This window comes from Paenibacillus polysaccharolyticus (assembly GCF_900102085.1).
Lineage (GTDB): Bacteria > Bacillota > Bacilli > Paenibacillales > Paenibacillaceae > Paenibacillus > Paenibacillus polysaccharolyticus.
Genome location: NZ_FMVM01000008.1, coordinates 23,018 through 37,983, shown reverse-complemented (window position 1 = coordinate 37,983; position 14,966 = coordinate 23,018). Strand labels below are relative to the sequence as shown.

Annotated in this window: 13 protein-coding genes; 1 reads left to right on the top strand and 12 read right to left on the bottom strand. The window is 45.1% G+C overall.

The window, feature by feature from the left end; genetic code table 11:
* Window positions 1-316 precede the first annotated feature (316 nt).
* Entirely contained in the window at window positions 317-1,237 is a 921-nt protein-coding gene (locus tag BLQ13_RS12405) for a serine hydrolase domain-containing protein (protein ID WP_090919905.1), read from the top strand.
* A gap of 138 nt (window positions 1,238-1,375) precedes the next feature.
* Here the strand turns inward: BLQ13_RS12405 and BLQ13_RS12400 are convergent, their stop codons facing one another.
* From BLQ13_RS12400 to liaF, 12 genes are all read right to left on the bottom strand, one after another.
* The gene (locus tag BLQ13_RS12400; RefSeq protein WP_090919903.1) at window positions 1,376-1,621 is read right to left on the bottom strand and encodes an AbrB/MazE/SpoVT family DNA-binding domain-containing protein; all 246 of its coding nucleotides are present in this window, start codon (window positions 1,619-1,621) and stop codon (window positions 1,376-1,378) included.
* Between the two features lie 169 nt (window positions 1,622-1,790).
* Window positions 1,791-2,255 carry a tRNA (uridine(34)/cytosine(34)/5-carboxymethylaminomethyluridine(34)-2'-O)-methyltransferase TrmL gene (gene trmL / locus BLQ13_RS12395; protein ID WP_090919901.1) on the bottom strand — a complete coding sequence of 155 codons (465 nt, stop codon included), beginning with the start codon at window positions 2,253-2,255 and terminating at the stop codon, window positions 1,791-1,793.
* A 163-nt stretch (window positions 2,256-2,418) separates the two neighbouring features.
* Complete coding sequence (gene serC / locus BLQ13_RS12390; protein ID WP_208606785.1) at window positions 2,419-3,528, bottom strand: 3-phosphoserine/phosphohydroxythreonine transaminase; 1,110 nt, start codon at window positions 3,526-3,528, stop codon at window positions 2,419-2,421.
* A 215-nt stretch (window positions 3,529-3,743) separates the two neighbouring features.
* Window positions 3,744-5,168, bottom strand: coding sequence for a type I glutamate--ammonia ligase (glnA, locus tag BLQ13_RS12385; protein WP_090919896.1), 1,425 nt, complete (start codon window positions 5,166-5,168; stop codon window positions 3,744-3,746).
* Window positions 5,169-5,581: 413 nt separating this feature from the next.
* Window positions 5,582-6,646, bottom strand: a complete 1,065-nt coding sequence (gene aroF / locus BLQ13_RS12380; protein ID WP_090919894.1) for a 3-deoxy-7-phosphoheptulonate synthase — start codon at window positions 6,644-6,646, stop codon at window positions 5,582-5,584.
* 290 nt (window positions 6,647-6,936) lie between these two features.
* Entirely contained in the window at window positions 6,937-7,890 is a 954-nt protein-coding gene (locus BLQ13_RS12375; RefSeq protein WP_090920500.1) for a 4-hydroxy-3-methylbut-2-enyl diphosphate reductase, read from the bottom strand.
* Between the two features lie 69 nt (window positions 7,891-7,959).
* Complete coding sequence (locus BLQ13_RS12370; RefSeq protein ID WP_090919891.1) at window positions 7,960-9,420, bottom strand: sensor histidine kinase; 1,461 nt, start codon at window positions 9,418-9,420, stop codon at window positions 7,960-7,962.
* A gap of 1 nt (window position 9,421) precedes the next feature.
* A complete protein-coding gene (locus BLQ13_RS12365) occupies window positions 9,422-10,111 on the bottom strand; it encodes a response regulator transcription factor (protein ID WP_090919888.1) in 690 nt (229 codons plus the stop codon).
* Window positions 10,112-10,292: 181 nt separating this feature from the next.
* The gene (locus BLQ13_RS12360; RefSeq protein WP_090919885.1) at window positions 10,293-11,939 is read right to left on the bottom strand and encodes a S1C family serine protease; all 1,647 of its coding nucleotides are present in this window, start codon (window positions 11,937-11,939) and stop codon (window positions 10,293-10,295) included.
* 149 nt (window positions 11,940-12,088) lie between these two features.
* A complete protein-coding gene (locus BLQ13_RS12355) occupies window positions 12,089-12,751 on the bottom strand; it encodes a response regulator (RefSeq protein WP_090919883.1) in 663 nt (220 codons plus the stop codon).
* On the bottom strand, window positions 12,748-13,785 hold the full coding sequence (locus BLQ13_RS12350) for a sensor histidine kinase (RefSeq protein WP_090919880.1): 1,038 nt from the start codon (window positions 13,783-13,785) through the stop codon (window positions 12,748-12,750). The genes BLQ13_RS12355 and BLQ13_RS12350 overlap by 4 nt, the downstream gene beginning before the upstream one ends.
* A gap of 3 nt (window positions 13,786-13,788) precedes the next feature.
* Window positions 13,789-14,838 (bottom strand): cell wall-active antibiotics response protein LiaF, encoded by a 1,050-nt coding sequence (gene liaF, locus BLQ13_RS12345; protein WP_090919877.1) that lies wholly within the window; start codon window positions 14,836-14,838, stop codon window positions 13,789-13,791.
* Window positions 14,839-14,966: the final 128 nt, after the last annotated feature.

Sequence of the window (14,966 nt, the reverse complement as noted above, 5' to 3'; positions counted from 1 at the left end):
TAAATATCAACATTTTACTTGGAAGCGATTTCTTCGAATCGTTTCGAATAAATCATAATCCCGTTGACTAAACTCTGTCAATAACCTTTTTACAATTTTCGCGTTTTTTTATCAAAAAAGTGACCTGATTGTTCCAATTTTGATTCAAAAGGCACTTTTATAACGAGTATTTTCGGATTTAATCATTCATTATTACACAAGAATTGACATCAAACCGAGAATATACTAACATGAGTTCTAATTTTGCAATCAGATTACGGAAACGTTTCACCAGACTGAATTCATTCAGGTAAACGCTTGGAACTGGAGGGTTATCATGGCAGAACAACTCAAAGGATTTATTGACACAATCACAGAAGAGAAGCTTGTTGTGCACTCTGTGCGTGTACTACAAAATGGGCGACTTCTGGATGAATGGCATTCGGACGGAGATCGCAGGCGTGTGCAACATTCTGTAAGTAAATCCTTTACCTGCATGGCGGTTGGACTTGCCGTTGAAGAAGGACTTATTCAGTTGGATGACACTTTGAGCGATTACTTCCCTTATGACCAAGCACAGCGCCCCCCTTCACAGCTGCCCTCTCCACGAGAGCTCACATTGAGGGATCTGCTTCGCATGTCATCAGGTCACGATGACCCACCCCTCTGGGCTGACGAACGAGCTTCTTTAGAGGAAAAGGACTGGGTCAAACACTACATGTCTCTATCATTGGATCGAATGCCAGGAGAACATTTTACTTACAGTAGTGGTGATACCTTTATGATCTCGGCCATGTTGCAAGAGGCCATTGGTCTGACAGTAAAGGATTACCTCATTCCACGTCTTTTTGAACCACTAGGCATGGTTGATATCCAATGGGAGACTTCTCCACTCGGAGTTACCTTGGGATGTGCGGGTCTTTGGCTGAGTAATGAAGAACTAAGCCGATTTGGACAGTTTCTACTTCAGGAAGGTCGCTGGAACGGTAAACAACTGGTTCCAGCAGATTGGATCAGAGCCGTTACACGTAAGCAGATCGAAACGAATGGCGATGGAGATTGGGGAAAAGGCTATGGCTATCAGTTCTGGATGTGTTCGCATGATGCTTACCGAGCAGATGGAGCTTATGGTCAATTCTGCATTGTCCTGCCTTCCAGAGAGGCTGTCATCAGTATCAACAGTGAAGAGGAGAATATGCAAGGCATCCTGAACGCTGTATGGAATCAGATTTTGCCAGTGCTAAATCAGTTGAACTAAGGATGATTTATTAGTTTACATAGACACTGGCTGGAAGAACGAGCTTCCAAGTTGCTGTGTCATCTTATACAACGTTAAACATTAAAAAAACAAAAACACCATGGAGTTTGTATGCTCCATAGTGTTTTTTGCTTGCTTTTATGAAAGCTGAGTCATTTCTTCTAAGCATTGTGCGCATATGTAACGCTCTTTAAAGTCATTGACATCTTCCATTGATCCGCAGAAAATACATTTCGGACGGTATCTTTCCAAGATAATGTGATCCCCTTGAACTAAAATTTCTACAGGATCTCCTTCATTCATTTGATACCTTTTGCGCAAAGATTTAGGCAATACGATCCTACCCAATTGGTCAACTTTGCGAACTACTCCAGCTGGCTTCATAGCTACGGCACACCTCTCCTATCTTACTCTGAATTTCTAGGTACATTAGTACTATATCTATAGATTCGCCAAAATTTTGTCGAATCCTGCTGGAAATAAACATTTTTTGTCCTTTTTTTTGAAAAATGTTTTTTTAGCGAATTCTAACCGTCTTTTCGGATACCATTCACTAATCCAGTCCTGGGAAATTTAGCTGACGCAGTGCTTCATATACAATAATTGCTGCTGAATTGGAAAGGTTTAATGAGCGAACATCACCACTCATCGGCATCTTCATGCAAGTTTCTGGATTAGCAGCAATTAATTCAGGTGGGAGCCCTTTCGTTTCTTTACCAAACACTAGAAAATCTCCATCCTGAAATTCGAAATCGGAATACCGGTTTTTCGCTTTCGTTGTTGCGTAGAAAAACCGTCCGTTCGGATACTTCTGCTGAACCTCGTCAAAAGAATCATGATATTCAATATGAACGGCATGCCAGTAGTCCAGCCCGGCACGTTTTAAAGTTGCATCATCTGTCCGAAATCCTAAAGGACGCACGAGATGTAAGTGGGTGCCAGTCGCCGCACAAGTCCGCGAGATATTGCCCGTGTTAGCCGGAATCTCTGGTTCAACCAGAACGATGTGTAAAGCCATATGTGTTTAATCTCCTTTTATTTCATGTTCATGTATACAACAATCCTCTAATTTTAAAGAAAAGCCCTCCACACGTCAATGTGGAAGGCTTTGCCACAACAGTAGGATAGTTCATCGAAGCTTCACTACTGCCATATTTGGTCATGCGTTCGTTTCTCAGGGATTATCCGTTCGCCTGTTGGAAGTGGTTCATAAAGTCGGTAAGGGCCTTAACACTCTCATATGAAGCCGCGTTATAGATCGAAGCACGAAGTCCTCCTACACTGCGATGCCCCTTCAGACCTACAAAACCTTCTTGCTCCGAAGCTTTAATGAATTTCTTCTCCAGTTCCTCAGATGCGAGTCTGAACGTCACATTCATCAACGAGCGGTCTTCTGCTGCAACGCAACCACGATAGAAATCCCCTGAGGAATCAATTGTATTGTAGAGCAGCTCCGCTTTCTTGATATTTTTTTGTTCCACACCAGCCAGACCGCCTTGTTCCTCGATCCATTTTAACACTTCGTTCACCATATATACCGAGAAGGATGGCGGCGTATTATACAGGGAATTGTTATCTACATGCGTGCTGTAACGGAACATGGTTGGAATGGTTTTCGGAGATTCACTCACCAGCTCCTCGCGTGCAATAACAACGGTAATTCCCGAAGGACCGAGGTTCTTCTGTGCACCTGCATAGATCATGCCAAACTGATTCAGATCAAACGGTTTGCAGAAAATATCACTGGACATATCTGCGATGAGCGGTACCGATCCGGTATCAGGGAAAGCCTTGAATTGTGTACCTTCAATTGTCTCATTTGAAGTTACATGCACATAAGCCGTACGTTCAGGCAAACTCAGATTCGAAACATCCGGTAATTTCATAAATTTATCGGATTCTGAAGAAGCTACGATCTGTGTCTCACCAATTAACTTCGCTTCAGACAGAGCCTTTTTGGCCCAGCTGCCTGTCATGATGTAACTAGCTGTCTGACCCGCCCCAAGCAGGTTCATAGGCAACATCGCGAATTGTGTGCTTGCACCGCCTTGCAAGAAAAGAACTTTATACCCTTTCGGATTGCCTAGCAACGACAGCAATCGCTCCTGAGCTTCATTATGTACAGACTCGTACACGGCCCCACGGTGAGACATCTCCATAATCGACATGCCTGTATTACGAAAATCTACAAATTCCGCCTGAGCACGCTCCAATACTTCTAGTGGCAACGCTGCTGGTCCTGCATTAAAGTTATACGCTCTCTTTGTCACAAAATCCCCCGCCCTTTCCATCCTTAACTGGCATATGAAGTAAATATTATCGCTATGATATCAGTATTCCCTGAACGCTTCAAGGGGAATATGCACTGAAAACTCGTTAAAAGCCATCAAATTCCTTTATCACCCTAAAAAGTTAAAGCGCTATACTGTTTGTTTCAAGGAAAAGCCTCCGAGAATGCATCCCGGAGGCTTTGATTTGGAACAATTTCGGTTCTGACTCCAACCGATTAGCAGTCGAAGTAGAGGCTGTACTCATGCGGATGAATGCGGATTGCAACAGCTTTAGCTTCATCGCGTTTGAGGTTGATGTAATTATCGATGAATTCTTTGGTGAACACGCCACCTTCAGTCAAGAACTCGTTATCAGCTGCCAGTGCATCCAGTGCTTCTTCGAGGGAAGCCGGTACACTGCGGATGTTTTCTTTATCTGCATCAGAAAGGTCGTAGATATTTTTATCGAGTGGACCATATCCGAGCTCAGTTGGGTTGATTTTGCGTTTGATTCCGTCCAGACCAGCCATCAGCATTGCGGAGAATGCCAAGTAAGGGTTAGCAGTGGAGTCAGGTGTACGGAACTCGATACGGCAACCTTTAGGTGTTACCGCTGCTACCGGGATACGTACAGCTGCAGAACGGTTACCTTTGGAGTATACCAAGTTAACTGGTGCTTCATAACCAGGAACCAAACGTTTGAACGAGTTCGTGCTTGGGTTCGTCAAAGCAATCAGTGCTGGAGCGTGGTACAAGATACCTCCGATGTAGTGCAGAGCCATTTCGCTCAGGTTAGCATAACCGCCTTTGTCATAGAACAATGGGGAATCGCCATCGAATATCGATTGGTGAACGTGCATTCCGCTTCCGTTATCACCAAACAATGGTTTTGGCATGAATGTTGCTACTTTACCATATTGACGTGCCGTATTGTGCACGATGTATTTGTATACAAGCAGGTTATCTGCTGTTTTCTTCAACGTATCAAAACGGAAGTTGATTTCAGCTTGGCCCGCAGTCGCTACTTCATGGTGATGACGCTCGATGGACAAACCAGCTTCTTCCAACAAACGACACATTTCGCTACGGATATCTTGTTGGGTATCCACTGGAGCTACTGGAACATATCCGCCTTTAGTGCGAACTTTAAAGCCCAGGTTGCCGCCTTCTTCTTTGCGGTTTGTGTTCCATGATGCTTCTTCGGAATCAACGAAGTAAGAAGAGCTGTTCGTGCCGCTCTCATAACGTACATCGTCAAAGATGAAGAACTCGGACTCTGGTGCGAAGAACGCCGCAGTGCCTACGCCGCTTTCTTTCAGGAAAGCTTCAGCTTTAACTGCGATACTGCGTGGGTCACGCTCATATCGCTCGCCATCCGGTGTGAAAATGTCACACATAACATTCAATGTAGGGTGTGCAGTGAACGGATCGACATAAGTCGCTTCAGGGTCAGGCATCATAACCATATCGGACTCTTCAATACCACGGAAACCTTGGATAGAAGAACCATCAAACGCTACTCCATTTACGAACGTGTCTGCATCAACAGCCGAAGCTGGCAAAGAGATATGATGCGCACGACCAGCCAAATCTACAAAACGAAAATCTACCCACTCGATGTTGTTCTCTTGAATTGATTTCAATACGTTTTCAACCGACATGTATTCGTCCTCCCAAATATTCCGAACATTAAACAACCCCACGAAGAAAATGTCTATATATTCGAATTTTTTTCTGTCGTCATTATAAATTCTGAAACATAACATCGTCAATACTTATGTAAGGTATTTTTTGCGAGCATGTTAGGTATACTTACATTTTATAATATCCAAAAATACATATAACAACGCAAATAGTTTATATTTGACCGATTTAATGCGGTGAAGCGACCCTAAAAATACCCTAAATCATGGAAAAACGTGACATCATAAATGTTTCTTATCACCTTTGATTAATAAATATGTTCATCTGTGCAAAATAGACGAAAAACCGGACATCTACCCAAATTGTTCACAAGGAACAAATCTGAACAGAAGTCCGGTTTTGACTCTTCAAATCTCTATAACCGTGTTAATTATACGCCTACACGTGCCGGGAAAAATGCAGCAGGCTGTTTAGCTGTGTTAAATGTTTTCCCAACAATCGGGGCTAGTTTCTCCAGATCTTGTAACAGGTTCGCAAACTGGTCAGGGAACAGAGACTGCACACCGTCTCCAGTCATGGAGTTGTCGGGATCTGTGTGCATCTCAATAATCAAGCCGTTAGCTCCAGCGGCTACTGAAGCTTTGGTCATCGGTTCTACCAGTTCACGGCGTCCCGTGCCATGGCTCGGGTCAGAGATGACTGGTAGATGGCTCAAAGACTGCAAGACAGGGATTGCCGACAGGTCCAGCGTATTACGAGTGTATTGTTCAAACGTACGGATACCTCGTTCACATAACATCACATTCGGATTGCCACCAGCGAGGATGTACTCCGCCGCATTAAGCAATTCATCGTATGTCGCACTGAATCCGCGCTTCAACAATACCGGTTTGCCGCACTCACCTAACTTGCGCAACAAGTCGAAGTTCTGCATGTTACGTGTACCCACCTGCAGAATATCCGCATACTCTGCGCAAATATCTACGTATTCAGGCGTCATGACTTCGGTAATCGTCAATAGATTATGCTTCTGGCCTGCTTCCGCCATCATGATCAGACCTTCTACACCTGTTCCTTGAAAGCTATACGGTCCTGTACGTGGTTTGAAGGCGCCACCACGAAGAACTTGACCACCTGCAGCTTTCACAAGTCCAGCAATTTCATCAATCTGTGCTGCAGATTCAACCGCACAAGGTCCGCCCATAACGACAAGTTCTTTCCCGCCGATATCTACACCTTTGATCGAAATTACGGTATCTTCTGGATGGAAGTCACGACTTGCCAATTTGTAAGATTTCGAAATCTTCACCACGTTCTCGACGCCCTTCATTTGGCGCAAGTGTTCTTGCATTTTAGGTTCAACTTTACCAATTAATCCAATGATGGTGCGATCCTCTCCACGGGATACATGTGCCTGCAACCCTTCCTTTTCAATCACACTAACGATATCTTGAATTTGGTCCTCCGAGGTAGCTTTGCCTGCGATTACGATCATAAATTGTCCCATCCTTCCTTGTATAAGAGCACTCGTTTATATCGTGCGTCTGATTATCTTGTGGTCCGTATCCCAAAAACTCTGTCACGCTTAAACGCTTGTTCGCTTTTAAGCTTTTAATCACTAAAGCAAATATAACACAGTTTCTTCCTATCGTCAAGGAGTGATCACTATATCCGGTATTTTTACAGGTAAAATATAAAATGTATAGACAAAAAAACATCCTGCTATGTCACGTCCCAATGAAACGAGGATCTGCACAGCAGGATGTTTCCTATTCACTTTTGAAATTATGTGGTACGTGTCTTCTCTCGAACCGGAGGCAATAGCTTGCTCATATTAACGGTACGTACAATTTCCCACGTTTCCGGCTGATCATGCTCATACTGCTCCAGATATTGAATAACTTCCTTGGTGATAGGTGTTGGAGTTGAAGCTCCTGATGTCACAGCCACTTTCTGCACACCTTTCAACCAGTCTTGTTGAATTTCAGATACGTCGGATATACGATATGCCGTCACGCCCGCAATCTCCTCGGACACTTGTGCCAAACGGTTGGAGTTATTGCTACGTGGATCACCTACAACAATAACAAGATCGGCCTGCCCAGCTTGCTCTGCTACCGCTTCTTGACGTACTTGCGTAGCGAGACATATTTCGTTATGAATTTCAGCTCCTGGGAATTTCTCCAGCAACCGGCTCATAATGTGTTTGATGTCCCATTGACTCATTGTCGTCTGATTGGTAATCAAAATTTTCCCGGCAGGCACGTTCAGACCTGCAATCTCTTCTTCCTTCTCAATCAGATGAACACGGTCTGGTGCAACACCAATCGCACCTTCCGGTTCCGGATGATTCTTCTTACCGATGTAGATAATATCATAACCTTCAGCCGTCTTCTCCCGGATCAGATCATGAGTCTTCGTCACATCTGGACAGGTTGCATCTACTGTGGTCAGCCCCTTCTCCCGAGCCAGCTTACGTACCTCCGGCGAGACACCGTGAGCCGTAAAAATAATCGTGCCACTCTCCACCTGATTCAGAATCTCCATACGATTAGGACCGTCCAGCGTAATAATGCCCTCATCTTCAAAAGAATCGGTCACATGTTTGTTATGCACAATCATACCTAATATATAAATAGGCCGTGGTAAATCCAGGTTGCGTGCCGCTTGACGCGCAAGCACCATGGCATCTACAACTCCGTAACAATATCCCCGCGGCGAAATTCGCAGTACTTCCACTTGGTTGCCACCCGCTTTCTTTTCGGCTGTATAGGCCGATGTAATTGCAGTCTTCATCCTATTATACCTTTATTCGATAGGCGGGGCAAAGACCACAGGCAACCAGATGATAAAAGTGGTTCCTTCTCCTCGTCTCGTTACCACTTCAACCGACCCGTTATGCTCCTCAATGATCCATTTGGCAATGGATAATCCAAGCCCGATGCCCGGCGTAGCCCCGCGAGATTCGTCTGCCCGGTAGAACCGGTCAAAAATAAACGGTACCTGATCCCGTTCCATACCGATTCCCGTATCACTGATCCGCAGTCCGACCTGCCCTTTATATAACAGAGCATCCAGCGTAACCGAACCCTCCGGGGTGTATTTAAAGGCATTTTCGATAAAAATAAACAGAACCTGTTGCAGATAATCTTTGCTTCCGTTTACGTAAATACCGTTCAGAATCGACAAATCCCCAGGAAGCCAGTCTGCCTGTCGATCCAGGAACTGAGCCCTACGCGCTACTTCCTGCACCAGAATCTGCAGCGGAATGGGATTAAGCTCGATTTTCTGACCTGTATCCGCTCTGGCAAGGGATAACATATCGCTGATCAGACGGCTCATACGTTTGCCCTCATCAGCCATATCCTCAATCGCCTCAAGAGACATCTGCCTGATCGTTTCTTCATCCAGATTCGGGCGGTCTCCACCCTCCTGATCCCACAACTTTTTCAGGAAATCCACATTTCCTCGAATGGTAGTCAACGGTGTTCGCAACTCGTGGGAAGCATCGGATACGAATCGGCGCTGTGCCGTATTCGTCTCTTCCAGCCCACGGAAAGACAGCTCGGTTCGCTCCAGCATGTTATTCACCGTTTCAATCAGACGACCGATCTCATCCTTCGGCCCCGAATACTGAATACGGACACTGAGATCGTCACCGGACTGTATCTGATTAGCCGCGTCAATAACAGTAACCAATGGACGCATAGACTTGCGGGCAAGAATCAAACCCGATGTAATCGCAAGCGCCATAGCTACAAGCCATCCAAATACCAGGATATTACGCAATGCCTCGAGCAAACGCTCCTGTGAACTGACATTAGCCCCTACTTGTAACAGTCCTCTGATCTCGTTCGTTCCCTGGAGAGATAACGCTTGCTGATTAACGAGAAAAGGAATGCCCTCCACGACCATTTTAGTAATCCCTATTTCCTCACGTATATTGTGAATCTTAGCAATCGGAAAAGAAATTCTGGATTTAACTAAATTGTCCGAACGCATATACGATCCACTCTGATAATCGACCAACTGAATATAGATTTGAGCTTCTTGAAGCTGACTCTCTGCAAAAAGCTCCAGGTCAAGCGTCTGTGATAACGGATTAACTCCGATCTGCTGGGTAATCTTCAAACTCTTTTCCCTTAACTGCTGTTCTACTTCGTTGTAGGTATTAAAATACACAAAAGCATAAATGACCACACCCCAAAAGATCAGCACGGCTGCCAGAATTCCCGAATACCATGCGGTTAGTCTTAACCGAATGGACATGCTACGAGTCACCTCTCAAAATATAGCCGGCTCCCCGGATCGTCTGAATGAGACGTTTGCCACCATGCTCTTCTGTTTTCTGTCTAAGCATCGCGATATAGACCTCTAGCACATTGGACTCGCCGCTATAGTCATATCCCCATATTTTATCCATAATAAGGTCACGAGACAGTACCCGTCTCGGATTTTGCATAAACAGATTAAGTAATTCAAACTCTTTCGCTGTCAGTTCGAGACGTTTGCCATCTCGGAGCACTTCGCGTGAATCATTATCTAGAATTATATCTTCATATACCAGGCGATTGTCTACAACGTTAGATATATCTGCTTTGCGACGCAGCAAAGCACGGACACGTGCGAGCAATTCTTCCAGTGCAAACGGCTTCACCAAATAATCATCAGCACCGGTATCCAGTCCAGTCACCCTGCTCTGAACCTCATCCTTGGCAGTAAGCATCAGTACAGGAACCTTACTACCTGCTTCTCTCAGTCTGCGGCATACCTCAAAGCCATCAATCTGCGGCATCATCACATCGAGCACTACGATATCCGGTTCCTTATCCATCAGCTTGCTTAGGCCTTCTGCTCCGTTAGAAGCTGTCTGTACCTCATATCCTTCAAATGCCAGGCCTCGGCGCAGCATAGACACAATTTTCTCGTCGTCATCTACAATTAAAATCGTTGATCGCATGGTCTTTCTCCTTTACCCTATCGTTGTATCCCCATTGTAACAGGCCAAAGCCCGATTCGCACCTTCTCCATAATCCATAATAGAGAAACTATGCAAAAACAGAACAGAAACATCGTGCAAAAAAACGGAAGGGTCTCAAACCCTTCCGTTCTTACCTTCATCTACTTCATCCTGGTTGAAATTATTGTTGCTGTGTTTGTGTTGTATCGTAATCATACTTGTTGCCAATTTTCACTTTCACATCCATCTTCTTGCCGTCACGTACAACATTCAACGTAATCTCTCCGCCGACTTTCTGAGTCTTGATAAAGTCGATCAGATCCTGGCTTGTTGCTTTTGGAGTACCATTTACGCCAGTAATGATATCATACGGTCTCAGATCAGACTGGTAAGCTGGAGATTGGTACACCGTGCTTGCAACAACTGAACCTTCCGTAATATTTGTTCCCATTTGTTTGGCCACTTCCGGGGTGAGATTCATCAGAGAAGCACCGATAAACGGTACAGGTTCTTTGGGAACATCTTTGTTCTCTTTCAGATATTTCACCGCTTCAGAGATGACACTGGACGGGATTGCAAAACCGATACCTTGAGCATCTGCACTTACAGCAACGTTCATACCGATAACTTCTCCATTCAGATTCAGCAGCGGACCACCCGAGTTACCCGGGTTAATCGAAGCATCTGTTTGCAACAAGTGGCTGTATTCACGTGTTTTACCTGTTTCTTGATCCGGAATGCTGATCGTACGTTCTTTGGCACTAAGAACACCTGCAGTTACTGTGTGTTCAAAACCTTCAGGGTTACCAATCGCTACAAGCCATTCACCAACTTGTGTGCTATTTGAATTGCCTAGCGGTGCTACAGGGAAATCTTTATCTCCGCTATTTTTCTCAATTTTCAACACGGCAAGGTCAAGATCAAAACTGCTTCCGAGCAATTTAGCTTCATATGGCTTGCTATTGTTCTCAAGTGTTACCTGAATGACATCTGCACCTTGAACAACGTGCTGGTTCGTCAGTATATAACCTTCTTTATCAAAAATAAATCCGGAGCCGATCCCCATGGGTACGAGTTGATTGCTCGCTTGAGGTTGAGGCTGTTGACCTTGTTCTTGTTGTTGTTGATTTCCGTTAGGTCCACCAAGTCCGCCACCAAAGAAGTATTGATACAACGGATCGTTTGTATTTGCTCCACCTTGTCCAGAACCACGTGTGGACTGTTTAGCCAGCGTTTCAATTTTCACGACAGCCGGGCTCGCCTGTTTCACCACAGAGGATACATCCTCTTTACCTGTCGGTAGCAAGGACGCCGTCACATTGTTACCTCCACCTGTATTACTCGGTGTTTCCTGAGCAGATTCCGTTCCGTTATTCGTCAGCGCGGCTTGTGGTGTGAACATGTTCGTTCTGTCAGCTGTGTACATCAACACAGTGATGACTAACATACCTGCGATAAAGGAGAACAGAAGTGATCTTACAGAAGACCTTGGTCTACGGTTGTTATAGTTCCAGTTACCATTGTTATTTCCATTTCCTTGACCTCCGCCATGACCCGAACCGCCGCCAGACATTCTGCCCGTTTGACCAGAGGAGTCATTATTATGGTAAGAAGGTACAGGTTTTATTGGATCTGGTCTTGTAATCTCCACATTTCCTTCTTGCCTTGGCCCATTGCCACTAGCTGTATCTTCCTGACTCACAGACTGGAATGGTCCGTAAGAATAATAATACGAGGAGTCATCATTTCCGGCAGGATTGCGATTTTCAGTTTGATTCGTTTCTTTTTCCTCATCTTGTCGATTTGATCTATAATTACGTTCGTCCATGCCTCTCTACCTCCCAATCTCTTATTTGCAAGAGATATTCTTTAACTGTTCTTATTTTGTACTTTGAACCTTAATCGTACCTTAAAAACAATTAAAAAGGAGATAAAAGCATGCAATATTTGCTGATTTTTCCCGTCATAGCAACATTTTCAGCCTTGCTTCTTCACCCATCCTTGCCGATGTGCGTAAATCGCCAGTTGTGTCCGATCATCCATCTCACATTTCATCAGCAAATTACTTACATGTGTTTTAACGGTTTTAATACTGATATGTAATTCTTCTCCGATATCTTTATTGGTTTTCCCTTCAGCAATAAGTAGAAGTACTTCCTTCTCCCGATCCGTAAGTCCAGATTCACTGTCCCTCGCCGTCCGCTGCCGGATGCCTCGCGTTAACGCCTGTGAGACATCTCCTGTCATCACGGGCATGCCTCGGTTAGCACCTTGAAGCGCATAGATCAGTTCTTCGGCGGATACCGTTTTGAGCACATAACTTACTGCTCCTGCCTCGATCGCTTGAACAACGAGATCATCTTCCAGAAAACTGGTCAGCATGACAATCTTCATATTCGGAAATTCAGACATAATGGCTTGCGTAGCCTCAGCTCCGTTCATCACCGGCATCATCAGATCCATCAGAATCAGGTCCGGCATTTCCGAATCCTTCATCTGACGTAGCTGATCGAGTGCATGTTGCCCGTTACCTGCTTCTGCCACCACATGGAACGTAGGCTCCAGCATGAGGTAAGTCTTCAAGCCCATTCGTACCATATCGTGGTCATCCACAATCATTACGTTTACTTTGCCATTCATTCTGATTCCTCCTCGGACACGTTATCGAATTTAGGGATGAGCACTCGTACCGTCGTACCCGCCCCAGGCTTGGATATAATCTGCACCTGACCGCCCAGCTTCTCGGCACGTTCTCGCATCGTGGACAACCCATATGAGCCTGGTCGCTCCGTCTGTTGCAAGAAACCTTGCCCATCATCACTGATGCTCATGCTGATCTGATGCTCCGATTCCCGGATAGCCAGACTAACGAGTCCAGCTTCAGCATGTTTAACAACATTGGCTACAGCCTCCTGAATAATGAGAAACAGCTGGTGCTCAATGGCATCCGAGACTCCGCCATCCAACTCCAGCTCTTTCACGCCTTTTAAACCATTTTGCCGACAATAATCAGGGAACCAGCTGTCGAGTGCTGCAGTTAGGTCGCGTCCCTCCAATTCAATCGGCCTGAGTTGCGCGATCAATCCACGCATCTGGCGCTGTGCAATATGAGACATCTGAATTAACTGGTCGAGCACATTGCGACCATGCTCCGGATTCATCTCTAGCAGACGTGGAAGGGATGAAGCAGACATATGCATGGCGAATAGTTGCTGACTCACTGTGTCATGCAGATCCCTTGCCATACGTTTACGTTCTTCGATAACGGCACGCTCAGAAGCCTGTTCCTTTTCAATTACCTCCTGCTCACCAAGCCGCTGGAGTAACCTCATTTTTTTCTCAATGGACTCCATCATCACATTAAATTCCTGATAGACCCGTCCAAAAGAAGCATCTTCCGCATCAGGCATGCGAACCGCAAGATTTCCTTTAGATACTTTCAACATATTGAGATCGAGCAAATCAATTTTGCGCTGAAGCCGCAATGCGGCGATATATCCGGTGACCACAGTTCCTACAACGACAACTCCGATATACGTCCATGCCCGATTGCGATTGTCCCCTGTAAGCACATCCCCATATAACAGATAGAATCCGCCCAGTGTGATCAATCCGGTTAACACGAAATACGTCATCAGTTCCCACTTGTTTGCTTTAAGAATCGTTCGAATCATAGGTTAATCCACCTTGTTTACTTTGACATCGCCAATAAACACACTAACAATAATGCGGAGCTTCTTACCGGCTTCTTGGTAGTGGGGAGTTTCCTCCTGCGCATTTCCCAAAAAACCTCCACGTTTTGTACCCAGAAGCTTCATGTCTCCCAGAAAAGAGCTGCTGGTCAGTGAAATGCCCAGATCCATGTCTTCTGGAACAAAAATCTTAACATCGCCAATAAAATGTGAAATGACAATTTTGGTCTCTCCATATGGAATCTGTGCCTTGGTCAAATCAATAACGGTATCCCCAATAAATGAGGAGATATTCATCGGTTTCAGCGTAAACACTTCTTTGCCCATATGAAAATCACCAATGAAAGTGGATTTATTGATTGTTTTGCCATAGCCTTCTTCATATCCATACTTATAGTTATGAGAATTAGCGTGGCCAAAGCCTCCAAATTTGGGATCATCCGAATGTGAATGGTACTTCTGATGAGACTGCCCGAACTTTTCACTGTCTTTTTTCAGGTTCGGCCCCTCTTCGGAATGAAAGGATTGATGCTTACTCGAGGGTTGCTCTTGCTTTGGTTTGCCAAAGGTCTTCTCGAACTCTTCATCAAATGATGAGGGCATCTCCAAATCTTGAGGGGACAATGGCTTATAAGGCTGCTCAGGCGGTGGAGGCGGTGTTTTGCTTCCATTTCCATGAGGTTTCCGATCCCGATGACCTGGTCCAATTAGTACATATAACCCTCCGCCGATCAGCAGAATTGGAACTAGATAACGAATGAATTCTCCTAGGGAATAACCAATCACGCCCAAGTTACGCGCAAGGAAGAATCCACCTATGGAAAGCACAACAACGGGCCCAATAGCAGCATATCCCCCGTTACGGCGAATTTCCGTCAAGCCTTTCACTCCCCACCAGATCAAAAACACCGGCCAGTATGTTCTAAATATATATCCTACATCAATGTCATATCCCAATTGTCTGAGCAAGATCATTGCACCTATAGCGATAAGAGGTATGCCAACCCACAAACGGTCTAGCGTAGATCGTTTCATCACTCATGTCTCCTTTGTCTTTATTCTATATCCAGTGTACCTTAGACATGCTAAGGTTAACAGCGCCGACAGGTGGAATTTGTCTCGGTCTCGAGACTGAGGCCTGAGGAGAATTATGTAAATTTTAA

Excerpts from the sequence above, each read along its gene's own strand:
- BLQ13_RS12405 (WP_090919905.1), top strand. The coding sequence starts at position 317 with ATGGCAGAACAACTCAAAGGATTTATTGACACAATCACAGAAGAGAAG.
- BLQ13_RS12400 (WP_090919903.1), bottom strand. The coding sequence starts at position 1,621 with ATGAAGCCAGCTGGAGTAGTTCGCAAAGTTGACCAATTGGGTAGGATC.
- trmL (WP_090919901.1), bottom strand. The coding sequence starts at position 2,255 with ATGGCTTTACACATCGTTCTGGTTGAACCAGAGATTCCGGCTAACACG.
- serC (WP_208606785.1), bottom strand. The coding sequence starts at position 3,528 with ATGGAAAGGGCGGGGGATTTTGTGACAAAGAGAGCGTATAACTTTAAT.
- glnA (WP_090919896.1), bottom strand. The coding sequence starts at position 5,168 with ATGTCGGTTGAAAACGTATTGAAATCAATTCAAGAGAACAACATCGAG.
- aroF (WP_090919894.1), bottom strand. The coding sequence starts at position 6,646 with ATGATCGTAATCGCAGGCAAAGCTACCTCGGAGGACCAAATTCAAGAT.
- BLQ13_RS12370 (WP_090919891.1), bottom strand. The coding sequence starts at position 9,420 with ATGTCCATTCGGTTAAGACTAACCGCATGGTATTCGGGAATTCTGGCA.
- BLQ13_RS12365 (WP_090919888.1), bottom strand. The coding sequence starts at position 10,111 with ATGCGATCAACGATTTTAATTGTAGATGACGACGAGAAAATTGTGTCT.
- BLQ13_RS12360 (WP_090919885.1), bottom strand. The coding sequence starts at position 11,939 with ATGGACGAACGTAATTATAGATCAAATCGACAAGATGAGGAAAAAGAA.
- BLQ13_RS12355 (WP_090919883.1), bottom strand. The coding sequence starts at position 12,751 with ATGAATGGCAAAGTAAACGTAATGATTGTGGATGACCACGATATGGTA.
- BLQ13_RS12350 (WP_090919880.1), bottom strand. The coding sequence starts at position 13,785 with ATGATTCGAACGATTCTTAAAGCAAACAAGTGGGAACTGATGACGTAT.
- liaF (WP_090919877.1), bottom strand. The coding sequence starts at position 14,838 with ATGAAACGATCTACGCTAGACCGTTTGTGGGTTGGCATACCTCTTATC.